The sequence below is a fragment of the Pseudomonas sp. 21LCFQ010 genome, from assembly GCF_024129905.1.
Taxonomy (GTDB): Bacteria; Pseudomonadota; Gammaproteobacteria; order Pseudomonadales; family Pseudomonadaceae; genus Aquipseudomonas.
On the sequence record NZ_JAMYDZ010000009.1, the window covers coordinates 34838 to 57639 of the forward strand.

General features: G+C 60.6%; 19 protein-coding genes. 12 read left to right on the top strand and 7 right to left on the bottom strand.

The window, feature by feature from the left end:
- The first annotated feature begins 27 nt into the window (after positions 1 to 27).
- Complete coding sequence (locus tag NJC38_RS12560; RefSeq protein WP_045482246.1) at positions 28 to 1038, top strand: Gfo/Idh/MocA family oxidoreductase; 1011 nt, start codon at positions 28 to 30, stop codon at positions 1036 to 1038.
- A gap of 12 nt (positions 1039 to 1050) precedes the next feature.
- Entirely contained in the window at positions 1051 to 1911 is an 861-nt protein-coding gene (locus NJC38_RS12565; protein ID WP_045482243.1) for a sugar phosphate isomerase/epimerase family protein, read from the top strand.
- Between the two features lie 221 nt (positions 1912 to 2132).
- On the opposite strand, the gene NJC38_RS12570 is transcribed toward NJC38_RS12565, so the two are convergent.
- Both NJC38_RS12570 and NJC38_RS12575 read right to left on the bottom strand, forming a co-directional pair.
- Positions 2133 to 3302: a Gfo/Idh/MocA family oxidoreductase gene (locus tag NJC38_RS12570; RefSeq protein WP_253115045.1), complete on the bottom strand. Its 1170-nt coding sequence runs from the start codon at positions 3300 to 3302 to the stop codon at positions 2133 to 2135.
- Complete coding sequence (locus NJC38_RS12575) at positions 3299 to 4237, bottom strand: TIM barrel protein (RefSeq protein WP_253115046.1); 939 nt, start codon at positions 4235 to 4237, stop codon at positions 3299 to 3301. Before NJC38_RS12575 ends, NJC38_RS12570 begins: the two co-directional genes overlap by 4 nt.
- A 138-nt stretch (positions 4238 to 4375) precedes the next feature.
- On the opposite strand from NJC38_RS12575, the gene NJC38_RS12580 reads away from it, so the two are divergent.
- Entirely contained in the window at positions 4376 to 5413 is a 1038-nt protein-coding gene (locus NJC38_RS12580) for a LacI family DNA-binding transcriptional regulator (protein ID WP_253115047.1), read from the top strand.
- Positions 5414 to 5489: 76 nt separating this feature from the next.
- Here the strand turns inward: NJC38_RS12580 and NJC38_RS12585 are convergent, their stop codons facing one another.
- Positions 5490 to 5687 carry a hypothetical protein gene (locus NJC38_RS12585; RefSeq protein ID WP_045482230.1) on the bottom strand — a complete coding sequence of 66 codons (198 nt, stop codon included), beginning with the start codon at positions 5685 to 5687 and terminating at the stop codon, positions 5490 to 5492.
- 118 nt (positions 5688 to 5805) lie between these two features.
- Between NJC38_RS12585 and NJC38_RS12590 the strand changes: the two genes are divergently transcribed.
- The 6 genes from NJC38_RS12590 to NJC38_RS12615 all read left to right on the top strand — a co-directional run bounded on the left by NJC38_RS12590 (position 5806) and on the right by NJC38_RS12615 (position 13203).
- A complete protein-coding gene (locus tag NJC38_RS12590) occupies positions 5806 to 6735 on the top strand; it encodes a sugar ABC transporter substrate-binding protein (RefSeq protein ID WP_045482227.1) in 930 nt (309 codons plus the stop codon).
- 204 nt (positions 6736 to 6939) lie between these two features.
- The gene (locus NJC38_RS12595; RefSeq protein WP_045482224.1) at positions 6940 to 8169 is read left to right on the top strand and encodes a carbohydrate porin; all 1230 of its coding nucleotides are present in this window, start codon (positions 6940 to 6942) and stop codon (positions 8167 to 8169) included.
- A 194-nt stretch (positions 8170 to 8363) separates the two neighbouring features.
- The gene (locus NJC38_RS12600) at positions 8364 to 9311 is read left to right on the top strand and encodes a sugar ABC transporter substrate-binding protein (RefSeq protein ID WP_253115048.1); all 948 of its coding nucleotides are present in this window, start codon (positions 8364 to 8366) and stop codon (positions 9309 to 9311) included.
- 97 nt (positions 9312 to 9408) lie between these two features.
- Entirely contained in the window at positions 9409 to 10920 is a 1512-nt protein-coding gene (locus NJC38_RS12605; protein ID WP_253115133.1) for a sugar ABC transporter ATP-binding protein, read from the top strand.
- A gap of 71 nt (positions 10921 to 10991) precedes the next feature.
- A complete protein-coding gene (locus tag NJC38_RS12610; RefSeq protein ID WP_045482216.1) occupies positions 10992 to 12017 on the top strand; it encodes an ABC transporter permease in 1026 nt (341 codons plus the stop codon).
- Between the two features lie 64 nt (positions 12018 to 12081).
- Positions 12082 to 13203, top strand: coding sequence for a Gfo/Idh/MocA family oxidoreductase (locus tag NJC38_RS12615; protein WP_253115049.1), 1122 nt, complete (start codon positions 12082 to 12084; stop codon positions 13201 to 13203).
- Between the two features lie 159 nt (positions 13204 to 13362).
- Here NJC38_RS12615 and NJC38_RS12620 read toward each other — a convergent pair whose 3' ends face one another.
- From NJC38_RS12620 to NJC38_RS12635, 4 genes are all read right to left on the bottom strand, one after another.
- The gene (locus NJC38_RS12620) at positions 13363 to 14616 is read right to left on the bottom strand and encodes a ribonucleotide-diphosphate reductase subunit beta (protein WP_045482210.1); all 1254 of its coding nucleotides are present in this window, start codon (positions 14614 to 14616) and stop codon (positions 13363 to 13365) included.
- Positions 14617 to 15245: 629 nt separating this feature from the next.
- A complete protein-coding gene (locus NJC38_RS12625; RefSeq protein ID WP_253115050.1) occupies positions 15246 to 15842 on the bottom strand; it encodes a putative adenosine monophosphate-protein transferase Fic in 597 nt (198 codons plus the stop codon).
- Positions 15842 to 16012, bottom strand: a complete 171-nt coding sequence (locus NJC38_RS12630; RefSeq protein WP_253115134.1) for a YhfG family protein — start codon at positions 16010 to 16012, stop codon at positions 15842 to 15844. Before NJC38_RS12630 ends, NJC38_RS12625 begins: the two co-directional genes overlap by 1 nt.
- Before the next feature lie 187 nt (positions 16013 to 16199).
- Positions 16200 to 19115, bottom strand: a complete 2916-nt coding sequence (locus NJC38_RS12635) for a ribonucleoside-diphosphate reductase subunit alpha (protein ID WP_253115051.1) — start codon at positions 19113 to 19115, stop codon at positions 16200 to 16202.
- 648 nt (positions 19116 to 19763) lie between these two features.
- Here NJC38_RS12635 and NJC38_RS12640 point away from each other — a divergent pair.
- From NJC38_RS12640 to fhuF, 3 genes are read left to right on the top strand one after another with little or no spacing between them, the layout of a single operon-like run.
- Positions 19764 to 20492 carry a response regulator transcription factor gene (locus NJC38_RS12640; RefSeq protein WP_045482199.1) on the top strand — a complete coding sequence of 243 codons (729 nt, stop codon included), beginning with the start codon at positions 19764 to 19766 and terminating at the stop codon, positions 20490 to 20492.
- Positions 20489 to 22111: an ATP-binding protein gene (locus NJC38_RS12645; protein ID WP_045482196.1), complete on the top strand. Its 1623-nt coding sequence runs from the start codon at positions 20489 to 20491 to the stop codon at positions 22109 to 22111. The genes NJC38_RS12640 and NJC38_RS12645 overlap by 4 nt, the downstream gene beginning before the upstream one ends.
- Entirely contained in the window at positions 22111 to 22797 is a 687-nt protein-coding gene (gene fhuF, locus NJC38_RS12650) for a siderophore-iron reductase FhuF (RefSeq protein WP_045482193.1), read from the top strand. The genes NJC38_RS12645 and fhuF overlap by 1 nt, the downstream gene beginning before the upstream one ends.
- The last annotated feature ends 5 nt before the right edge of the window (positions 22798 to 22802 follow it).

Sequence of the window (22802 nt, forward strand, 5' to 3'; positions counted from 1 at the left end):
CAACAATTCCAACTGGAGAACACAAACGTGGCGCTAAATATCGGTGTAATCGGAACAGGCATGATCGGTCAGGACCACATCCGTCGTTGCCACTTCGCGCTGTCCGGCGCGCAGATCGTCGCGGTCAACGACATTAACCCGGAGCAGGCACGCAAGGTGGTACAGGATCTGGGTATCGAGGCTGAGGTCTACGCCAGTGGTCACGAGTTGATCGCCGCGCCCAACGTCGATGCCATTCTCGTCACCTCCTGGGGGCCGAGCCATGAAGAGTTCGTGCTCTCGGCGATTCGTGCCGGCAAGCCGGTGTTCTGCGAGAAGCCGCTGGCGGTCACCGCTGAGGGCTGCAAGAACATCGTCGAGGCCGAGATGGCGCATGGCAAACGCCTGGTTCAGGTGGGCTTCATGCGCCCGTACGACCAAGGCTATCGGGCGCTCAAGGCGGCCATCGACGAGGGCCGCATCGGCGAGCCGCTGATGCTGCACTGCGCGCACCGCAACCCGACCGTGGGTGAGTCCTACACCACAGACATGGCCGTCGTCGACACGCTGATTCATGAAATCAACGCCCTGGCTTGGTTGCTCGACGACCAGTATGTCTCGGCCCAGGTCATCTATCCGCGCAAGACCTCCCAGGCCTTTGCCCACCTCAAGGATCCGCAGATCGTCCTGCTCGAAACCGCCAAGGGGGTGCGCATCGACGTCGAGGTGTTCGTCAACTGTCAGTACGGCTACGACATCCAGTGCGAAGTGGTCGGCGAGAAAGGCATCGCCAAGTTGCCCGAGCCGTCCTCGGTACAGATGCGCAGCGGCGCCAAGCTGTCGACCGACATCCTCGTCGACTGGAAGCAGCGCTTCATTGCCGCCTATGACGTCGAGTTGCAGGACTTCATCAACAGTGTTGCCCGTGGTCAGCTTCAAGGCCCAAGTGCCTGGGATGGCTACACCGCGGCGGTCACCGCCGATGCCTGCGTCGCCGCCCAGCGCAGCGGTGCAATTGAGCCGGTCAAGCTACCGCAGCGCCCGACGTTCTACGCGTGAAGGAGATAAGCCATGCGTATCGCTCTTGACCCCAATATGTATCGCTTCCTGTCCATTCGAGAAACCATCGACAAGGCCGCGGAGCTTGGTTACGAATGGATCGAACTGTCGCCGCGCGACGACATCCTGCCGTTCTACAAATACCCGCGCGTAGACAAGGCCAAAATCAAGGAGATCAAGACCGCACTGCGCGATGCCGGGGTCGGTCTGTCTTCGCTGTTGCCGGTGTACCACTGGGCCGGGCCTGATGAAGAACTGCGCAAGGCGGCCGTGCGCAACTGGAAGCGTGTGGTACAGATTGCCGTGGAGCTGGACTGCCCGTTGATCAACACCGAGTTCGCGGGCAAGGCCGACGAAGCACTGGTGTGCGAAAACCAGTTCATGAAGTCCATGGAAGAACTGTTGCCGATATTCGAGCGTGAGGGCATCAAGGTCGACATCCAGGCGCATCCGTACGATTTTTGCGAGCGTAATAACGAATCGGTTGATCTGATTCGTGGTCTCGACACGGACATCGTCAATTATCTCTACGCTGCGCCGCACACCTTCTTCTATGACGACGGCAAGGGCGATATCGCCTCTATGCTCAAGTACGCGGGTGACAAGCTGACCCACGTGATCATCGCCGACACCTGGAACCACCGGGCTTCGTCGGGGCTGCGCTATATCGTCAACCCGCCCGGTGTGGTCGCCACCGTGCACCAGCACTTCGACATCGGCCAGGGCGAGGTCAACTGGGATGCCTTCTTCGGTACCTTGCGTGAGATGAAGTTCGACGGCATTGCCACGGTGGCGGTGTTCGGCCAGGAAGAACGGGCCGACGAGTCGAGCCGCTTCATGCTTGAGCGGGTGCGCAGCGAGTTGATGCGCTGAGCCTCTGCTCGTGAGCCGTGAAGCCGTTGGCAGGTACTGCAACGGCTTCGCGTCGTTTCTGCTGTGAATGTGCGGCAGTCTTCGCTAGCAAGCTGGCCCACCTCGATTCTGACCTGAAATACGGTGGGAACTAGCTCGTGAAGACGGCATTACCTTCACAGCAGATGTGCCGGTTTTATGCGCCCTTTCACGAGCGAGACGGATCGCCGTTCGCTCGCTCCTTAATAGTCGACCCAGATCGCACCCTGGTCTGCTGACGCCACACAGCGTTCAACCCAACGCACTCCTTTAACACCAGCCTCGATATCCGGATAGCGCAGGGTGCTTAGCGTTTGCTGGTCATCACGGTCGCTGGCGTCCATGGCCAGGGCGAAGCGGTAGTAGAGGTTCGACCAGGCCTCAAACAGGCCTTCCGGGTGACCACCGCCGATGCGGTCATCGAGCAACGCGTCGGGATGCAGATAGCCCATACCCCGCTCCAGGATCTGCGCCGGCTGCCCCTGGATTTCAAACGACAACTGGTTGGGCCGCTCGTCCCACCATTCAAGGCTGGCCCGCGAGCCGATGACGCGAATCTTCTGGCCGTGCATGGAGCCGGCATTGACCGCGCTGGACCAGACCATGCCCATGGCACCGCCTTCGTATTCCATCAAGGTGTAGGCGTTGTCTTCCAGCGGTGCGCGGCTTTTCACGAAGCTCTGCCGCGAGCACATCAAGCGCTTGATCTTCAACTGCGGCAGCATCACCTCAGAGAGGTACAGCGGGTGGGTGCCGACATCGCCGAGCACATAGCTGGGGCCGGCCAGACGCGGGTCGACGCGCCATTGGGTGGCCGCGTTCCGGGCTTCCACCGGGGCGCTGTGAAAACCATGGGCGAACTGCATGTGCACCAGGCGTATCTCGCCCAACTCGTCGGCGGCAATCATGGCGCGGGCCTGCTCGATCAACTGGTGCCCGGCATAGCCGTAGGTGACCCCGACGATCCGGTTACGGGCTTTGGCGAGGCGCCGCAGAATCTCGGCTTGCTCCAGGGTAAAACACAGCGGCTTCTCGCAAACCACATGCAACCCGGCTTCCAGCGCGGCCTGGGTAATCGCGAAGTGAGTGCCATTGGGCGTGGCCACCGAGACTGCCTGAATGCCATCGGGGCGCTGCGCTTCCTGTTCGAACAGGCTCAGGTAGTCGGGGTAGCAGCGTTCGGCGCTGACGCCCAGTTGTACGCCGAAGCTGCGACCCCGTTCGGCGTCGATGTCGAACGCACCGGCGACCAGTTCAAAGTTCTGGTCGCGCAGGGCGGCGCTGCGGTGGATGTAGCCGATCTGGCTGGCTGATCCGCCGCCGACCATGGCCCAGCGGATGGGTTGGGCGATACGTTTGCTTCCATTGATCATGCGGCGACTCCTGTGAATCCGGCGGTGATGAGAAACTGGCGGCTGGCGGCGACGTCTTGCAGGCTGCCAGCGGCGTTACGCGGATCGCGCTCCTGTTCGACGGTGATATGGCCGTGGTAATCGAGCTCGGCAAGCAACCGGCGAATCGCCGGGTAGTCGATCACGCCCCGACCGATCGGACACATCACGCCCTTGGCGCAGGCATCGAAGAAGCGGATGCGTTCGCCCAATACCTGCTCGAACACCGCCTGATCAATGTCTTTGAAGTGCAGGTAGTCGATGTGGGCGGCGTACTGGCGCAGGGTGGCGACCGGGTCCATGCCGGCGTAGTAAAGGTGACCGGTGTCCAGGCACAGCCCGGCCGTCTGGTAGGGGATGTCCTGTGTCAACCGGGCAAGCTCATCGGCGAATTCGATGTAGCCGCCCGCGTGCGGGTGAATGACCGCACGCACGCGATATTCCTGCCAGGCCAGTTCGGCGATCTGGCGGATGTGATCCATCATCGCCTGCCACTGCGCAGGAGCCAGACGCGGGGCGCGGTCGCTGTGTCCGGCGGCGTAGTCGCGCTCTTCGTGGCCCCAGTCCATGACCACCAGATAAGGCGCGCCATAACGCTGCCCCGGCTCCATGGCAATGGCTGGCAACTGGCGCAGCAGGGCGCAGATCTGGTGAGTCTGGTCGAGCAGGTTGGCGAGGTTGGTCGGCGCCACCAGGTTATCGAAAATGGTGCCCGCGACGATACGCAACTGCCGCTCGCCCAGCGCCTCAGCCAATGGCCCGGCGTCGAGCGGCATGTAGCCGATGGGGCCGAGTTCCAGGCCGTGGTAACCGGCCTGGGAGGCTTCGTCCAGCACCCGTGTCCAGGGCGGCAGGTAGGGATTGTTGATGTCGTCGATGCCCCAGCAGCAAGGGGCGGTGCAGATGTGCATGGCCATTGGAGGGCTCCCTATGTTTGTTGTTGTCGGAGGATATTGCCTCGCTTCTGGATGCTAGGGCCGCGTCGAAATGACCGCTATAGTGCGCCTTCACTATCTTTCAAAACCTGTCATAAACCCTTCATAGGCTGTCAAAACATGTCAGAGAATCCCCCCTTGGTTCGCCGCCGACCCACCATGCAGGATGTAGCCGACAGGGCCGGTGTGAGCGTCTCGACGGTGGATCGGGTGCTGAGCTTGCGCGCCAAGGTGCGCGGTGACACCGCACAGCGGATCGCCGAGGCGGCGGCCCAGCTCGGTTTTCACGCCAGCGGGGTACTTGAGCGGCGGGTGGCCAATGCGCGGCCGGTTATGCGCGTAGGCTTTGTTCTGCAAAAGCGCGGCACGGCGTTCTATCAAGGTCTTGCTCAAGCGCTCAATACCGCGGCCACGGTCTGTGAACACGCTCAGGTGCGGGTCGTGATCAGCTATCTGGACAACCTGGATCCGCTCGCCACTGCCCAGCGCTTGCTGGCATTGCAAGGCGAGATCGATGCGCTGGGGGTGGTGGTGCCCGATCATCCGGCGATCCGCACGGCGGTAAGCAGCTTGCGTGAATCGGGCATGGCAGTGCTGTCGCTGGTGTCCGAGCTGGGCGGTGTGGGCTATGTCGGCCTGGATAACCGCAAGGTCGGGCGCACTGCTGCCTGGTTCATCCGACAACTGGCGGCACAGCCCGGACCGGTCGCTGTGTTGCTGGGCACTCAGCGTTTTCAATGCCAAGAGTTGGGCGAAATGAGCTTTCGTTCGTTCTGGGCCGAGCAGGGCGATGACTGGGAATTGCTATCGCCGCGCCTGACCCTGGAGGACGAGGCGTATGCCTATGAGAACACGCTTGATCTGTTCAGTGCCCGGCCCGACCTGGCCGGGCTCTACGTCGGCGGCGGCGGAATAGAGGGGGTATTACCGGCATTACGCGAGTTGCGTGCGGCACGCGGCGTATTGCCGCCGGTGATCTGTCATGACCTCACTGCCATTACCCGCAGCGCTCTGGCTGAGGGGCTGGTGCAGGCGGTGTTGTCCCACCCGTTGCCGGCACTGGCCGAGCAGGCGCTGGCAGCGCTGACTCAGCCAGGCGATGCGCACGCCGAGAAACACTGGCTGGCATTGCAACTGAGCGTGGCAGAGAGCATCTAGGGGGACGGTAAAACCCAGAGGAAAAATATTTTCTAATTAATATTGATCTGGAATTAATATTCCAATAGATTGGCCTTCACGTTGCCGCAATACCTGTTTGCCAGTGAGCGCTGGCAAGCGGACCTTCGAAAAAAAACAAGATAGGTGCCGGCCCATGAAACTGTCTTTTCGCTTCGCTGCTGCACGCCTGCGTAACAGGCTCCGCGCTATTGCTCCGCAGATCACAGCTGTCCTTGCCGAGCGCTGTGAGCATCTGCTTCTGCTGATTCACCATCCCTACGTTCCTTGCTTGCCGCCCAGTGTCGGCGAGTCGTCACGTCCATAGTCCAAGGCGTCTACGGACCCACGCCCAGCCCCCGTTCCGCAACAACAATAACGATCGGAGTCATTCCATGCGCCTCAAGCCACGTTTTGCCGCTATCGCTCTTTCGCTGTTGATGACAAGTACTGCCGCGCTTGCGGACATCAGAATCGGGGTCAGCATGTCGACCTTCGATGACAACTGGCTCACCTACCTGCGTGAATACCTGAGCACCAAGGCCAAGACCGAGGGGGTAACGCTGCAGTTCGAAGATGCCCGCAACGATGTGGTCAAACAGCTCAACCAGGTGCAAAGCTTCACCAGTCAGGGAGTCGACGCGATCATCGTCAACCCGGTGGACACGGCTGCGACCAAGGGCATCAACGAGGCGGCCATCAAGGCCGGCATTCCGTTGGTCTATATCAATCGCAAACCGGACGATCCAAAGCTGCCTGAGCGTGCGGTCACGGTGACGTCGGACGACAAGGAAGCCGGACGTCTGCAGGCCGAGTACATTGCCGACAAGCTCGGCGGCAAAGGCCAGGTCGCCATTCTGCTCGGTGATCTGACCAACAACTCGACGCAAAACCGCACCGCTGGATTCAAGGAAGTACTGGCCAAACACCCCAACATCAAGATTGTTGAAGAACAGACCGGCCTGTGGCAGCGCGACAAGGGCATGGACCTGACCAGCAACTGGTTGCTGGCGGGCAAGCAGATTGACGCAGTGCTGTCGAATAATGACGAGATGGGCATCGGCGCGGCCATGGCCCTGCGCCAGGCCGGGAAAAAAGATGTATTGGTTGGCGGTGTCGACGGTACGCCTGATGGTCTCGCGTCGATCAAGCGTGGTTTGCTGACGGTATCGGTATTCCAGGACGCCCGGGGCCAGGCCGAGGGCTCGCTGGAGGCTGCCGTCAAGTTGATCAACAAGCAGCCGGTCGAGAAGAACATTCTGATTCCGTTTCGTCTGATCACCGTCGACAACCTGGCCCAATTCCAGGCGCTGACCAAGCAATAGTCATCGTGTCCGCAGCCCTGGCTCCGGATTGCTGAACCTGCCATGCCTGGCGCGGGCGACAGCTGTTCGCTCGCGCCGTACTCCCTGAATGCTCCCGACACTTGCCGGCATCGCTGGCGGGGCGTTCGTGTGCGTACGCAAAACGGCCTGGCAAGAGTGATTGACCCACACGCTTCGAACAACAACAAGACACGGAGTGATGCAATGAGCAGGACAACAATCAAGACCGGGCTAGCTTTCTGCGCACTGGTGGCTGCACAACCGCCGGCGCAGGCACTGGAGTTCACCGGCTATTTGCGCGGCGGCCTCGGGACGTCTTCGGGGTCCGATTCCCAGCGCTGTTTCAAGCTGCAGGGCGCACAGTCGAAATATCGCCTTGGTAACGAGTGTGAGCAGTACGCCGAGCTGTCGCTGGAGCAGGAGATCACCAAGCTCGATGACGGCTCCACCGTGGGCGTGTTTGGCATGGGCAGCCTGTACAACCAGTACGACCGCACGCCGACGTTCAATGGTGAGCGCGGTGAAATCCGCCTGCCTCAGGCCTACGGCTACTGGAAGAATGTGGCGGCTCTTAACGGCGGCTCTTTGTGGGCGGGGCGGCGTTACTACAAACGTAATGACATCGCCATTTCTGACTTCTTCTACTGGAACCAGAGTGCCACCGGGGGCGGCATCGAGAACGTCGAGATCGGCGGACTGAAGTACAGTCTGGCGTTCTCGCGCAAGGACAACTTCAACCAGAAGGACTACGTCAATCGTTACGACTTCAACGTCGCAGGCTTTGACACCAACCCCAATGGCAGCCTGGAAGTCGGGGTGAGCTATCTGGACAAACCCTCCAACCGGCCCAATGCCAACAGCGGCTGGGCAGTGACCTTGCAGCATAAACAGCAGAACTTCATGGGCTGGAACGGCGTGAACACCGTCGCGCTGCAACGCGGGCAGGGTCCGGGCACCGGGCTGGGCAGTACCGGCGACAACAACCTGAGCAGTGCGGATGTGTCTTACCGGGTGCTCGATTTCTTCGACTGGCAGATCACACCACGCTGGGGTGGCCAGGTCGCTGCCGTGTACCAGAAAGACCGGCGACCCAACGGTGATGACCTGCGCTGGACCTCGCTCGGTGCGCGTCTGGTCTACGGCATCAGCGAGCAGTTCAAGTTCTCCACTGAAATCGGCCATGACCGCGTACAGGCTCCGGCTGGCACCCGGCAACTGAGCAAGATCACCCTGGCGCCGACCTGGTCACCCAAAGGGCCACAATTCAAATCGCCCACCGAGGTGCGTCTGTTCTACACCTACGCCGCCTGGAACCGCGCCGCTCAGCAAGCTGCGGACCTCTATGACCCTGACTCGGCGTTATCCAGCACCGGCAGCTTCGGCTCGGACCTGCATGGCTCTAACATCGGCGTGCACATCGATCACAGCTGGTAAGCGCGACGTTTAAAAAAAGGCACCTCGCCTGGTGGGAGGTGCCTTTTTGCGTCTAAAATTCCCGAACAAACAAAAATTCCAAAAACATATTTACTGGAAAATATTTTCCAATAAAGTCGTCTTCAAGGTAGACGAATAACTGCACGGACCACCTTGGTGCCGTAGCGACCAACAAAAATAAATAAGGTGTCGTCATGCAAATCTCTCGTTCCCTGCGAACGCTTTTCCGTCCCCGTGGCCTGCTGTTGGCGGCTGTATTAACGCTGGGCAGTACGCCCGTTCTCGCCGAGCTGAAAGTCGGTGTCACGGTCGGCAACCTCGATAACTACATCGCCTACCTGGTGCGTGCCATGCAGGACCGCGCCAAGACCGTAGAGGGCGGTGCCAGCCTGCAGGTCGAGGATTCGGCCAGCGATGTGGTGCGCCAGCTCGGCCACGTCGAGAACTTCATTTCGCAGAAAGTCGACGTAATCATCGTCAACCCGGCCGACACCGCCGCCACCGCGAAGATCACCGAGCGTGCGACCAAGGCTGGTATACCTCTGGTGTATCTCAACAGTCGCCCTGAAGTCGCAGCGTTTCCCGCCAAGGTGGTGTTCGTCGGTACCGACGAGCGTGCCATCGGCCGTCTGCAGATGGAGTATCTGGCCAGGAAAATGGACGGCAAGGGCAATCTGGTGATCATCCTTGGCCGTCTGGCCCACGACGACACACGCAAGCGCACCCAAGGGGTCAAGGATGTACTGGCCGATTACCCCGCTATCAAGGTGGTTGAGGAGCAGTCCGGCGACTGGCAGCGCGACAAGGGCCTGGACCTGATGAACAACTGGATTCTGGGTGGCCGTGCAATTGATGCAGTCGCCGCGAACAACGACGAAATGGGCATTGGCGCGGCAATGGCGCTGCAACGTGCCGGTGCTTCCACGGTGCTGGTCGGTGGCATTGATGGCACACCTGATGGCCTCGAAGCGATCAAACGCAAGCAACTGGCGGTGACCGTGCTGCGTGACCCGGTGGCGATGGGCGAGGGCGCTGTCGATGCCGCCGTCAAGCTGGCTCACGGCGAGGCGCTGCAGGGCGACATCTGGATTCCCGTGCACCTGGTCACCCCGGACAACTACGCGCAATTCAAACAAAAATGATCCGACGCCCGTGGGCGCCCGTCGCCCTGGGCCCTTTGAGGAGATCGTGAACATGCTCAGTGCTGCCCCTTCGACCGCCACACTTGCCGCCAGCCGCATGGCCGCTGTGAACGGCGAGTTCCTGCTCGAAATCACTCACCTGACCAAAGGTTTCCCCGGCGTGGTTGCCCTGTCCGATGTGCAACTGCGGGTACGGCCCGGCAGTGTGCTGGCGTTGATGGGCGAAAACGGTGCGGGCAAGTCGACGCTGATGAAGATCATCGCCGGTATCTATCAGCCTGATGCCGGCGAACTGCGCCTGCGTGGAGAGCCGATCAGCTTCGAGACGCCTTTGCAGGCCTTGCAGGCAGGCATCGCTATGATTCATCAGGAGCTTAACCTGATGCCCTACATGACCATCGCCGAGAATATCTGGCTGGGTCGCGAGCCCCTCAATGCGCTGCACATGGTTGATCACGGGGTCATGCATCGAAACACACAAGAGTTACTCGACCGCCTGCGCATGGACCTGGACCCTGAAGAGCTGGTCGGCAGCCTGAGCATCGCCGGTCGGCAGATGGTCGAGATCGCCAAGGCGGTGTCTTACGACAGCGACGTACTGATCATGGATGAGCCGACCTCGGCCATCACCGAGAAGGAGGTAGCCCATCTGTTTTCGATCATCAGCGACCTCAAGAGCCAGGGTAAGGGCATTATCTACATCACCCACAAAATGGATGAAGTCTTTGCCATTGCTGATGAAGTGGCAGTGTTTCGTGATGGCGCTTACATCGGTCTGCAAAGTGCCGAGAGCATGGATGGCGACAGCCTGATTTCGATGATGGTTGGCCGGCCGCTGACTCAGCTGTTTCCCGAGCGCAGTGCACCCACCGACAAGTTACTGCTGTCGGTGCGCGACCTGAGCCTGCAAGGGGTATTCGAGAACGTCTCGTTCGACCTGCATGCCGGCGAGATTCTGGGTATCGCCGGGCTGATGGGCTCCGGGCGCACCAATGTTGCCGAGACCCTGTTCGGCGTGACCCCGGCCACTTCCGGCGAGATCATCATCGACGGTGAGGTGGTGAATATGAGTGACCCCTGCCTGGCGATTCGCAAGGGCCTGGCGTTGCTCACCGAAGATCGCAAGGACACCGGCATCTTTGCCTGCCTGAGCGTGCAGGAAAACATGGAGGTGGCGGTGCTCTCCAGCCATACCAGCAGCGGTTTCGTGCAGCAGCAGCGGCTGCACGAACTGTGTGAAGAGATGCGGACGCAGTTGCGCGTCAAGACCCCCTCACTGGACCAATGCATCGCCAACCTGTCTGGCGGCAACCAACAAAAGGCACTGCTGGCGCGCTGGCTGATGACCCACCCGCGGATTCTGATTCTTGATGAACCCACCCGTGGTATCGATGTGGGGGCCAAGGCCGAGATCTACCGGTTGATCGCCGCGCTGGCCGGTGAAGGCCTGGCGGTGATCATGATTTCTTCCGAATTGCCCGAAGTGCTCGGCATGAGCGATCGGGTCATGGTCATGCACGAGGGGCAGGTCACCGGTGTCCTGGATCGTGAGGAGGCGACCCAGGAGCGGGTCATGCACCTGGCGTCGGGCAACACCGTGATCCATTGACTTGCGCCTGACGGGCGCAGCAGCGGCGCCCGTTCATTCGTCGAAAATTCCAAGAACAAGAGGACCTTCCCATGACTGCCGTCTCCGACAAGAAGACCCTGGAAACATCCGCTCCACGCCGCCGGCGGCGCATGCCCACCGAATTGGGTATTTTGCTTGTACTGTTCGGTATTGGCCTGGCCTTTGAAGCGTTCGGCTGGGTGATTCGCGACCAGAGCTTTTTGATGAACTCTCAGCGCCTGGTGCTGATGATCCTGCAAGTCTCGGTGATCGGCCTGCTGGCCATTGGGGTTACCCAAGTGATTATCACCACCGGTATCGACCTGTCCTCCGGCTCGGTGCTGGCGTTGTCAGCGATGGTCGCTGCCAGTCTGGCGCAAACCTCTGATTTTGGCCGGGCGGTGTTTCCTTCGCTGACCGACATGCCGGTCTGGGTGCCGGTCATGGCGGGCCTGTTCGTCGGGCTGCTCGCCGGTGCGGTGAACGGCAGCCTGATTGCCATTACCGGCATCCCGCCTTTTATCGTCACCCTCGGCATGATGGTCTCGGCCCGTGGCCTGGCCCGTTACTACACCGAAGGTCAGCCGGTCAGCATGCTTTCAGACAGCTATACCGCGATCGGCAACGGCGCGATGCCGGTGATTATCTTCCTGGTGGTGGCAGTGATTTTCCATGTCGCCCTGCGCTATACCAAATACGGCAAGTACACCTACGCGATTGGCGGCAACATGCAGGCCGCCCGGATTTCCGGGATCAACGTCAAACGCCATCTGGTCATCGTTTACAGCATCGCCGGTCTGCTGGCGGGGCTGGCCGGGGTGGTGGCTTCGGCACGTGCCGCCACCGGCCAGGCCGGCATGGGCATGTCCTACGAGCTGGACGCGATCGCCGCTGCGGTGATCGGCGGGACCAGTTTGGCGGGCGGCGTGGGCCGTATCACCGGTACGGTAATCGGCGCGTTGATCCTTGGCGTGATGGCCAGCGGCTTCACCTTCCTCGGCGTGGACGCTTACATTCAGGACATCATCAAGGGCGTGATCATCGTCGTTGCCGTGATCGTCGATCAGTACCGCAACAAACGCAAAGCCAAGCGCTGAACAAGCATCTTCCTTGCCCGGCGGCTGGCCTGCCGGGTCTTTTCTTCTGTCTTAGAGGTCTCTCATGCAAAGACTCGGTCTTGGCCTGATCGGCACCGGATTCATGGGGCGCGCCCACGCCCTGGCGTTTCAACATGCAGGTTCGGTGTTCGACCTGCCCCTGCAGGTCGATTGTGTGGCGCTGGCCGACGCTGACCCGGCACGGGCCGCCGACTGCGCGCGGGCCTGGGGCTTCCAGCAGGCGATGGGCTGGGAGGCGTTGATCAATGATCCGAATGTCGATCTGGTGGCGATCACCACGCCAAACCTGCTGCATCATCCGATGGCCATGGCGGCGCTGGCCGCAGGCAAGGCGGTGTACTGCGAAAAACCGCTGGCCGCGACCCTGGCAGAGGCCACCCAGATGCGCGATGCCGCCCGCGCTGCCGGTGTGGTCACCCGTGTCGGTTACAACTACCTGCAAAACCCCATGCTCGGCCTGGCCCGTGAACTGATTGCCAGTGGTGAGCTGGGCGAAATCGTCGGCTACAGCGGCGAATTCAGCGAAGACTTCATGGCCGATCCGCAGGCCCTATTTGGCTGGCGCTGTGAAGCCCGCCAGGCCGGCGGTGCACTGGCTGACCTCGGCAGCCATATTCTTTCCTTGTCGCGCTTTCTGCTCGGTGAGGTCGACAGCCTTTGCGCCGACCTGCACACCGTGCATGCCCAGCGGCCTTCGGCCAATGGGCCGCGCCAGGTTGAGGTCGATGATCAGGCACATATCCTGATGCGTTTTGCCAACGGCGCACGTGGCACGCTGACGACCAGTTGGCTGCGCCATGGGCGCAAGAACCGGCTGTGTTTTGAGATCAGCGGCACACGCGGCACACTGGTCTACGACCAGGAGCGGCTCAACGAACTGCGCCTCTACCAACCCGGCTCCCGCGCCGAAACCAGCGGATTCCGTACTCTGCTGGCCGGGCCACACCTGCCAGGGTATGCGGCCTTTTGCCCGGCGCCAGGGCATCAGCTCGGCTACAACGAACTCAAGACTCTGGAGGTACGTGGCGTGTTGCAGGCGTTGGCGGGCCAGCCCGATAGCACTGGGGTGGACTTTCAGGAAGCCTGGGAGGTCGAGCGACTGGCAGAAGCGGCGCGCCGATCAGCCCAAGAGCAGCGTTGGGTGAAGGTGGGGGCGGTGGGTTGATGCTGTAGGAGTGCAAGCCTGGATTGCAATCGTTGCGATCCAGGCTTTAAGTAGGAGCTAGCTTGCTAGCGAAGAAGGCGGCACATTCGAAGCATATACAGTGCCTTTACTGGCCTCTTCGTCGGAGTGCCGCCCAGACCAAGGTCGCTCCCACAGCGATCAATCCCAGCTCAACGCGCCGCCGGTCTGGTACTCGATCACGCGGGTCTCGAAGAAGTTCTTCTCCTTCTTGAGGTCCATGATCTCGCTCATCCACGGGAACGGGTTGGTGGTGCCTGGGTATTCTTCTTTCAGGCCGATTTGGGTCAGGCGACGGTTGGCGATGAACTTGAGGTAGTCCTCCATCATCGCCGCGTTCATGCCCAGTACGCCGCGTGGCATGGTGTCACGGGCGTATTCGATTTCCAGCTGGGTGCCTTGCAGGATCATCTGCGTGGCTTCTTCTTTCATCTCGGCATCCCACAGGTGCGGGTTTTCGATCTTGATCTGGTTGATCACGTCGATGCCGAAGTTCAGGTGCATGGATTCGTCGCGCAGGATGTACTGGAACTGCTCGGCGACGCCGGTCATCTTGTTGCGGCGGCCCATGGACAGGATCTGGGTGAAACCGCAGTAGAAGAAGATGCCTTCCAGAACGCAGTAGTAGGCGATCAGGTTGCGCAGCAGTTCTTTGTCGGTTTCCGGGGTGCCGGTCTTGAATTCCGGGTCGGAGATCGAACGGGTGTACTTCAGGCCCCAGGCGGCTTTTTTCGCGACCGACGGGATCTCGTGGTACATGTTGAAGATCTCGCCTTCATCCATGCCCAGCGACTCGATGCAGTACTGGTAGGCGTGGGTGTGGATCGCCTCTTCGAAGGCCTGGCGCAGAATGTACTGGCGGCACTCCGGGTTGGTGATCAGGCGGTACACGGCCAGCACCAGGTTGTTGGCAACCAGCGAGTCGGCGGTGGAGAAGAAGCCCAGGTTGCGCAGCACGATGCGGCGCTCGTCGTCGGTCAGGCCTTCAGGGTTTTTCCACAGGGCGATGTCGGCGGTCATGTTGACCTCTTGCGGCATCCAGTGGTTGGCGCAGCCGTCGAGGTACTTCTGCCAGGCCCAGTCGTACTTGAATGGCACCAGCTGGTTGAGGTCGGCGCGGCAGTTGATCATGCGCTTTTCGTCGACCGCCACGCGAGCGGAGGAACCTTCGAGTTCAGCCAGACCTTCGGCGATGTCCAGGTCGTTCAGCGCCTGTTTGGCGCGAGCCACGGCAGCCGAGTCGCTGGAGGTGACGGCGCGCGCTTCAACGGCGGCGGCACCGCCGTCGGTGTCGAGGCGATCCAGCGCGCCTTCATTGCCTTTGGCAGCCTGGGCAGCGGGTTTGGCAGCGGCGACTTCGCCGTCTTCGTTATCGAACTCGTCCCAGCTCAGCATGGGTACATCTCCTGCTTGAGGGTCGCGTCGGGCATCTCTAAAAACTACCTGCGTTGCCATCGCTCAGGTTTCTAGAGGTGCCCTGTGTGACCGGTGAATTTCAAAGTATGGGCTGCCAGCGTTGCGAAGGGTGCGCTGGCAACGGAATTTTTCTCGATCTGTCGAGGCGTCTACGGTGTCGGGTGCTTGAGGCTGCGTTTTTTGCTTGGGCCACCGCGACGTGGGCAGTGGCAGGCGAGCCTGCGATACGAATCTCGGTTGTAGTCAGGTGAGCCGACATTGCGTGTGCAATTGGTCATGTGAGTACCCTGGATCAAGGGCGCGAAGTATACAGAATATTGCTGTGCACTGCTTCACCCGTTGAGAAAATCAGTTTGTGAAATCACTGCTTTGCGTATCGCTGCCTAGGGCTTTTTTCCTGCCGGGAAAACGCGCTCGGGTCACACTTAAAACGCCTATATTGTGTTTCTTTTTGAGTGTAGGCACAAGATATAGTTTCATTGGCCGTCGATAATTATTCTCGACTTAGGTGATTCTGGGACTGGTAACGGTGAAGAAAGCTGACGGGTGTCAGGGGGGGCATGAGGTCAGGATTACTTGAGAGCTGAATGGACGGGTGACCAGCGGATCTATTCGATTGCGTCACCTACGCATTGTTCAAATACGGCTTGCATTGCACGGTAATCGCACACCACGGAATTGATGTTGGCTTGTGCCCATTGATCAATACCGACGCCCCACCAGTCGATCTGGAAACCTGCATTGATGATGAGATGTTCGAACAGGATGCGTTGCGCTCTGCCGTTACCATCACGGAAGGGATGAATCATATTAAGGTCGCCGAACATCTCGGCACCGGCAATGATCAGGCTTGCTCGGTCCAGACCTTGAAACCAGTTGGCATTGGCCAGGCTTTTGAAAAGCCGTTCAGCTTCTGGTTCTATGCGTGAGACCGTGCAGAAAAGCGTATTTCCTTTGGAAATATCGATGGTGCGTAGCTGCCCAGCCCAGTCATAAATATCTGAAAACAGCTGGCGATGGATATTGCTCAAGTACTGAAGATCGTAAGGCGGTTGCCCGAACTCTATGCTGTCGGCAGCCAGTTCAGACAATTCAAGCTCTGCATGTTCCAGTATCTGCTCATCCTTCAAACCAAGTCGGTTACGCAGCAGGCTGGTACCTGGGTAGCAGTAAGGGTCTTGCCCTGTGCCATATTTATCCCGCATCACGCCGGATCAGCACGATAGATTTTCAGCAATTCTTCACGAGTTGGTCGTGCACTGTGCAAGTCGGCAGGCTTGCTATCGAAGCCTTCAAGCCGGAGGCTGGCAGCATAGTTGGAGCGACGCATCTTGGCGTAGTAAGCCTTTTTGGCTTGTAGTGAGGGAGCAGGCATGAGGGCGTTCTCGGACACTTCAAAGGCCTCAGTGTAGCGAAAAAAAGTGTATTGAGCGTCGGACAAACGCCGTTCCTGCGTGTATGAAAAAGCCGATACGACCAACGATTATCCGTTGAGCGTACCGGCTTTTTTCAGCACCTGAGGAGGCAGCCAACACAATGTATCGGCTGCACTCTATCGGTGCTTATTGACAAGCCTCGCAATCAGGCTCGTCGATGGCGCAGGCCTTCGGCACGGGGGCCGGACCTGCCGGTGCTGCTTCGCTTGGGCGCGGCGCAGCAATGGCCGAGTCGTCCGGGCCGTGGCCACCGCTCGATACCGCGTTGAGCTTGCCGGTGGTGATGGTCGACTTCTCGGTGCTGGTCGCGGCCAGGGCACGGAGGTAGTAAGTGGTTTTCAGACCACGGTACCAGGCCATGCGGTAGGTCACGTCCAGCTTCTTGCCCGAAGCGCCGGCGATGTACAGGTTCAGCGACTGCGCCTGGTCGATCCACTTCTGGCGACGGCTGGCGGCGTCGACGATCCACTTGGTTTCGACTTCGAACGCGGTGGCGTACAGGTCTTTGAGCTCTTGCGGGATACGCTCGATCTGCTGCACGGAACCGTCGTAGTACTTCAGGTCGTTGATCATCACCGAGTCCCACAGGTCGCGGGCCTTGAGGTCGCGGACCAGGTACGGGTTGATCACGGTGAATTCGCCCGACAGGTTCGATTTCACGTACAGGTTCTGATAGGTCGGCTCGATGGACTGCGACACGCCGGTGATGTTGGCGATGGTCGCGGTCGGCGCGATGGCCATGATGTTCGAGTTACGGATACCTTTCTTGACGCGCTCGCGAACTGGCGCCCAGTCGAGGGTTTCTTTCAGATCGACATCGATGTACTTCTGGCCACGGGCTTCGATCAGGATCTGCTGCGAGTCCAGTGGCAGGATGCCCTTGCTCCACAGCGAGCCGTTGAAGGTCTCGTAGGCGCCGCGCTCGTCGGCCAGGTCGCAGGAAGCCTGGATGGCGAAGTAGCTGACCGCTTCCATCGAGGTGTCGGCGAACTGCACGGCAGCATCGGAACCGTAAGCAATGTGTTGCAGGTACAGCGCGTCCTGGAAGCCCATGATGCCCAGGCCGACCGGGCGGTGGCGCAGGTTGGAGTTACGCGCCTGCGGCACGGAGTAGTAGTTGATGTCGATCACGTTGTCGAGCATGCGCACGGCAACGTCTACGGTGCGCTTGAGCTTGGCGGTGTCGAGCTGGCCGTTAACGATGTGGTTCGGCAGGTTGATCGAGCCCAGGTTGCAGACCGCGATCTCGTCCTTGTTGGTGTTCAGGGTGATCTCGGTGCACAGGTTCGAGCTGTGGACCACGCCCACGTGCTGCTGCGGGCTGCGCAGGTTGCACGGGTCTTTGAAGGTCAGCCACGGGTGGCCGGTCTCGAACAGCATCGACAGCATTTTGCGCCACAGGTCTTTGGCCTGGATGGTCTTGAACAGCTTGATCTTGCCAGGGTATTCGGTCAGGGCTTCGTAGTACTCGTAGCGCTCTTCGAAGGCTTTGCCGGTCAGGTCGTGCAGGTCCGGCACTTCCGATGGCGAGAACAGGGTCCACTTGCCGTCGTCGAAGACGCGCTTCATGAACAGGTCAGGGATCCAGTTGGCGGTGTTCATGTCGTGGGTACGACGACGGTCATCACCGGTGTTCTTGCGCAGCTCGATGAACTCTTCGATGTCCATGTGCCAGGTTTCCAGGTAGGCACAGACAGCGCCTTTGCGCTTGCCGCCCTGGTTGACCGCCACGGCGGTGTCGTTGACCACTTTCAGGAACGGCACGACGCCTTGTGACTTGCCGTTGGTGCCCTTGATGTAGGAGCCCAGTGCGCGTACCGGTGTCCAGTCGTTGCCCAGACCACCGGCAAACTTGGACAGCATGGCGTTGTCGTGGATCGCGTGGTAGATGCCCGACAGGTCATCCGGCACGGTGGTCAGGTAGCAGCTCGACAGCTGCGGACGCAGGGTGCCGGCGTTGAACAGGGTCGGGGTCGACGACATGTAGTCGAACGACGACAGCAGGTTGTAGAACTCGATGGCGCGGTCTTCACGCTGCTTCTCTTCGATGGCCAGGCCCATGGCCACGCGCATGAAGAACACCTGCGGCAGTTCGAAACGGATACCGTCCTTGTGGATGAAGTAGCGGTCGTACAGGGTCTGCAGGCCCAGGTAGGTGAACTGCTGGTCACGCTCGTGGTTGATCGCCTTGCCGAGTTTTTCCAGGTCGAAGCCGGCCAGTACCGGGTCGAGCAGCTCGAACTTGATACCGGCGGCAACATAGGCCGGCAGGGCCTTGGCGTACAGGTCGGCCATTTCGTGGTGGGTGGCGCTCTCGGCCACGTCCAGGAAGCTCAGGGCTTCGGCGCGCAGGGTGTCGAGCAGCAGGCGGGCGGTCACGTACGAGTAGTTCGGCTCGCGCTCGACCAGGGTCCGGGCGGTCATTACCAGGGCGGTGTTGACGTCCTTGATGGCCACGCCGTCGTACAGGTTTTTCAGGGTGTCGTTCTGGATCAGGTTGGCGTCGACTTCGGCCAGCCCTTCACAGGCTTCGCTGACGATGGTGTGCAGGCGCGCCATGTCCAGCGGCTCAAGACTGCCATCGGCACGGGTGATGCGGATGCTTGGGTGCGGCTTGACGGCGGTGTCGGCAGCGGCGCGGCCGGCACGTTCCTTGGCGCGCGAATCACGGTAGATCACGTAGTCACGGGCAACTTTCTGCTCGCCGGCACGCATCAGCGCCAGTTCGACCTGATCCTGGATTTCTTCGATGTGGATAGTGCCGCCCGATGGCATGCGACGCTTGAAGGTGGTGGTGACCTGTTCGGTCAGGCGCGCCACGGTGTCGTGGATGCGCGACGACGCGGCGGCGGTGCCGCCTTCAACTGCAAGAAACGCCTTGGTGATGGCCACGGTGATCTTGTCGTCGGTGTAAGGAACGACAGTACCGTTACGCTTGATGACACGCAATTGACCGGGGGCAGTAGCGCTCAGGTCCTGTTGGGCCTGGGCGGGTTGCGGCGCAGCGGTCGGCTGGTTCTCGCGAGTTGTGTCTGTCTGCATGGGGGGCTCCACATTTTTAAGTATGTTCGGGCATTGCTGCCCACCGTGGCCGGCTTTTGGCCGGTTTGAGGAAGGCTGTGCGCGTTCCCCGGCTTTAAATCAAAAAGGCAGCGGGTTGGCACGCTGCCTGGAAATCTCTGGATAGTGCATATTCGATGTTGCAGGACGTGCAGTGCAGCGTGCCGATTACATCGGGCCATTCGCGCGAGCGGTTTGGCTACGGATCCTGCGTTTAGTTCAACTCCACAAATTCAAGTTAAAGGGCTTGAAAACCTGCCTCGAATTGTGTTCACGGTTTTTTGGTCCAAACCCTACATCTAGGGTCTGTCCAGGAAAGGACATACAAGATAATGCGTTTCTAGCCTCAGTTCAACGCACTGCCTGTGGATAAACTTGTGCACAGTTTGTGCATTGCAGGGTGTATAACGCGGTCCAGCCCGCAGCCTCTGTACGTTGAACCGTTGGTCGCTGTTTTTTTTCTGGCTGCGCTGGCGATGGGTGCAATTTTGCGGGCGCGAACCCTATCACAAAAAAACAACTCGGCAAGTCCTCTGGCGCCTCGTCTGCTATCGCCGCCACCGGGCAACTGACGCTGGGGCAAAGCCTGCGGCATTGCTACACTCGCGGCAGTGCTGAGGGAGGTTGCGCATGGCTGATGAATCCTGGCGGGTGCTGATCGTCGAAGACGACCAGCGGCTGGCCGAACTGACCCGTGATTACCTGCAAGCCAATGGCCTTGAGGTCAGCCTTGAGGGCGATGGCGCGCGGGCTGTAGCGCGGATCATCGAGATGCAGCCGGACCTGCTGATTCTCGATCTGATGCTGCCCGGCGAAGACGGCCTGAGCATTTGCGCCAGGGTCCGCCCGTACTATGCCGGGCCGATTCTGATGCTCACCGCACGGACCGATGACAGTGACCAGGTACAAGGGCTGGACACCGGGGCCGATGACTTTGTCTGCAAACCGGTGCACCCGCGGGTGCTGCTGGCGCGGGTCCATGCGCTGTTACGTCGCAGCGAGCCGACGCCGCCAAGTGCCCAGCAGCGGGTGAGTTTCGGCCCGTTGCAGGTCGACAGCGGGTTGCGCGAGGCATCGCTGCATGGCCAGCTCATCGAGTTGACTGCCGCCGAGTTCGACCTGTTGTGGCTGTTGGTCAGCAATGCCGGGCGCATTTTGTCTCGGGAAGAGATTTTCACCGCCCTGCGCGGGGTCGGCTACGACGGCCAGGACCGCTCTATCGATGTACGCATTTCCCGTATCCGCCCGCGGATCGGCGACGATCCTGAACACCCGCGGCTGATCAAGACGGTGCGCAACAAGGGATATCTGTTCGTGGCCGAAGCGGCCCGTCAACTGACCCTGCTGAACCCCGCATGAACGCCATTTTCCTGCGTATCTATGGCGGCATGCTGGGGGTGCTGATTCTGGTGGCGCTGCTTGGCACGTTGTCGCTGCATGTGCTTAACCAGCAGCGCGGCGAGCAATACCGTGAACGCATGGCCCATGGCACCTTCGCTCTGATGGGTGACAATCTGGCGACCATGAACGATCTCCAGCGCCAGCGGGCCCTGGCGATCTGGGAGCGTCTGTTAGGTATTCCGCTGAGCCTGCAGACGCCTGACCAGGCACAACTGGACAGCAGCGCGCGCAGCCGTTTGCTGCGAGGCCAGGTGGTGGTCGAACAGACCGGGCCGCACGCGGCCAAGGTCTATCGCCAACTCAGTGTCAATGAGCCTTTATTGCTGACTGGCGAGGTGCAGCAGATCACCGAGCAGTTGGCGCGAGCCACCCTGTATTTGCTGAGCGATGAACTGGTGCGCGCGCCGGCCGCAGAGCAGCCAGCGCGTTTGCAGGCCTTGAAAGCCGACAAGGGCTTCGGTTTCGATTTGCAACTGTTGCCTCTGGACCTGGCTGACCTGGACGACGATCAGCGCCGGCGCATCTATGAAGGCGATACGGTGATGGCGCTGGGCAAGGGCGGTGATTCGATCCGGGTGCTGTCTGGCATCGTTGACACCCAATGGGTGCTGGAGCTGGGGCCGCTGTACCAGATGCGGCCATACCCGACCGACGTGCTGGTGGGCATTGCACTGTTGGGTTTGTGCTTTATCGGCTTGGTGGTTTATTGGCTGGTGCGCCGCCTGGAGCGCCGGGTGCAGGCGCTGGAGGCTGCCGCCACGCTGATCGCCCAAGGCAGTTTGCAGACCCGCGTGCCCAGCAGCGGCAACGACTCGGTCGGCAGGCTGGCCACGGCGTTCAACAGCATGGCCGAGCATTTGCAGCGCTCCCTGACCATCCAGCGGGAACTGGTGCGTGCCGTGTCGCACGAATTGCGCACACCGGTGGCGCGCCTGCGCTTTGGCCTGGAGATGGTCCAGGATGCCGAAAGCCCCGAAGCGCGACACAAATACATGATCGGCATGGACAACGACATTCAGGACCTCGACAAGCTGGTCGACGAGATGCTGACCTACGCGCGTCTGGAGCAGGGCGCGCCGACCCTGGATTTCCAGCGGGTCGATCTTGAAAGCCTGATCGATCAGGTGATTGCCGAGCTGGCGCCGCTGCGCGCCCAAGTGCGGGTCGCCCGTGGTGTCTGTCGGATCGACCCCGAGGACAGCAATGCCTGGGTCGAGGCCGAACCGCGTTATCTGCGCCGTGCCGTGCAGAACCTGGTGAGCAATGCCATGCGCCATGCCGAGTCGCGGGTCAGCATCAGTTTCCGGGTCGAGGATGGCCGCTGCCGGCTTGACGTCGAGGATGATGGCCCGGGTGTGCCGGAAAGTGCCTGGGAGCGGATCTTTACCCCCTTCATGCGTCTGGACGACAGCCGCACCCGCACCTCAGGCGGTCATGGCCTGGGGTTGTCCATCGTGCGGCGCATTATCAATTGGCATCAGGGGCGGGCCTTGATCGGCCGTAGCGAGCGGTTGGGCGGTGCCTGTTTCAGCCTGGCCTGGCCGCGCGTGCAGACCGCAGAAAAGGTCGAGCCGTGATGCTGCACGTTGCCGCTCAGCTACAGCCGTTCATGCAGCATATCGTGGCCGAGGATGACCAGCGTCCGCTGTTGACGCTGGCTGAACTGCTGCAGCCGCAGCGTCTGGAGGCTCTGCTGTTGAATCTCTATGGCGCGCACTTGATGCCGCAGCAGCGAGATGTGCTGGTCTCGCAGTGGGCCAAGTACGGCTTCATGCTGGTGATCCCGCCGCTGCTGGTGGCCTCGATAACCCAGGACTGGCATTGGCCATTGGGGCTTGAGCGCGTGGCGGTGGCACTTGATGAGCGGGGTATCCCGACCGGGGTGAAGTTTCTTGCCGCAGGTGCTGTGTTAGCAGCGCCGGGTGGTGATCCTTTACAGTGCTTTGCCGACCTGCTGGATGACTTGCTGACCCCGTTGGTCAATGCCCTGAGCGCTTATGGCGGTGTGCCGCGGACGGTGTTGTGGAGCAGCGCCGGGGAAGCTCTGGAACACTGCCTGATTCGTCTTGACGCGCCGCTCGCGGAAAAAGGCTGGCCGCTACTGAGCCAGCGGCTGAAGGCTGACGGGCGTCGCAACCCGTTATACCAGACCATTGTTTATACCCCCCGCCGCCAGCGCCGCAGCTGTTGCCTGAGTCATCGGGTCGAGTGGGTCGGGCGCTGTGAGTATTGCCCGTTGCCGACGGGCTCAAAGCCGCCGTAAACCTT

Coding starts and splice junctions, on each gene's coding strand:
- NJC38_RS12620 (WP_045482210.1), bottom strand. CDS start 14,616: ATGCTGAGCTGGGACGAGTTCGATAACGAAGACGGCGAAGTCGCCGCT.
- NJC38_RS12585 (WP_045482230.1), bottom strand. CDS start 5,687: ATGGTGAATCAGCAGAAGCAGATGCTCACAGCGCTCGGCAAGGACAGC.
- NJC38_RS12575 (WP_253115046.1), bottom strand. CDS start 4,237: ATGGCCATGCACATCTGCACCGCCCCTTGCTGCTGGGGCATCGACGAC.
- NJC38_RS12570 (WP_253115045.1), bottom strand. CDS start 3,302: ATGATCAATGGAAGCAAACGTATCGCCCAACCCATCCGCTGGGCCATG.
- NJC38_RS12595 (WP_045482224.1), top strand. CDS start 6,940: ATGAGCAGGACAACAATCAAGACCGGGCTAGCTTTCTGCGCACTGGTG.
- NJC38_RS12615 (WP_253115049.1), top strand. CDS start 12,082: ATGCAAAGACTCGGTCTTGGCCTGATCGGCACCGGATTCATGGGGCGC.
- NJC38_RS12635 (WP_253115051.1), bottom strand. CDS start 19,115: ATGCAGACAGACACAACTCGCGAGAACCAGCCGACCGCTGCGCCGCAA.
- NJC38_RS12580 (WP_253115047.1), top strand. CDS start 4,376: ATGTCAGAGAATCCCCCCTTGGTTCGCCGCCGACCCACCATGCAGGAT.
- NJC38_RS12640 (WP_045482199.1), top strand. CDS start 19,764: ATGGCTGATGAATCCTGGCGGGTGCTGATCGTCGAAGACGACCAGCGG.
- NJC38_RS12605 (WP_253115133.1), top strand. CDS start 9,409: ATGGCCGCTGTGAACGGCGAGTTCCTGCTCGAAATCACTCACCTGACC.
- NJC38_RS12645 (WP_045482196.1), top strand. CDS start 20,489: ATGAACGCCATTTTCCTGCGTATCTATGGCGGCATGCTGGGGGTGCTG.
- NJC38_RS12630 (WP_253115134.1), bottom strand. CDS start 16,012: ATGCCTGCTCCCTCACTACAAGCCAAAAAGGCTTACTACGCCAAGATG.
- NJC38_RS12600 (WP_253115048.1), top strand. CDS start 8,364: ATGCAAATCTCTCGTTCCCTGCGAACGCTTTTCCGTCCCCGTGGCCTG.
- NJC38_RS12625 (WP_253115050.1), bottom strand. CDS start 15,842: ATGCGGGATAAATATGGCACAGGGCAAGACCCTTACTGCTACCCAGGT.
- NJC38_RS12590 (WP_045482227.1), top strand. CDS start 5,806: ATGCGCCTCAAGCCACGTTTTGCCGCTATCGCTCTTTCGCTGTTGATG.
- NJC38_RS12610 (WP_045482216.1), top strand. CDS start 10,992: ATGACTGCCGTCTCCGACAAGAAGACCCTGGAAACATCCGCTCCACGC.
- fhuF (WP_045482193.1), top strand. CDS start 22,111: ATGCTGCACGTTGCCGCTCAGCTACAGCCGTTCATGCAGCATATCGTG.
- NJC38_RS12565 (WP_045482243.1), top strand. CDS start 1,051: ATGCGTATCGCTCTTGACCCCAATATGTATCGCTTCCTGTCCATTCGA.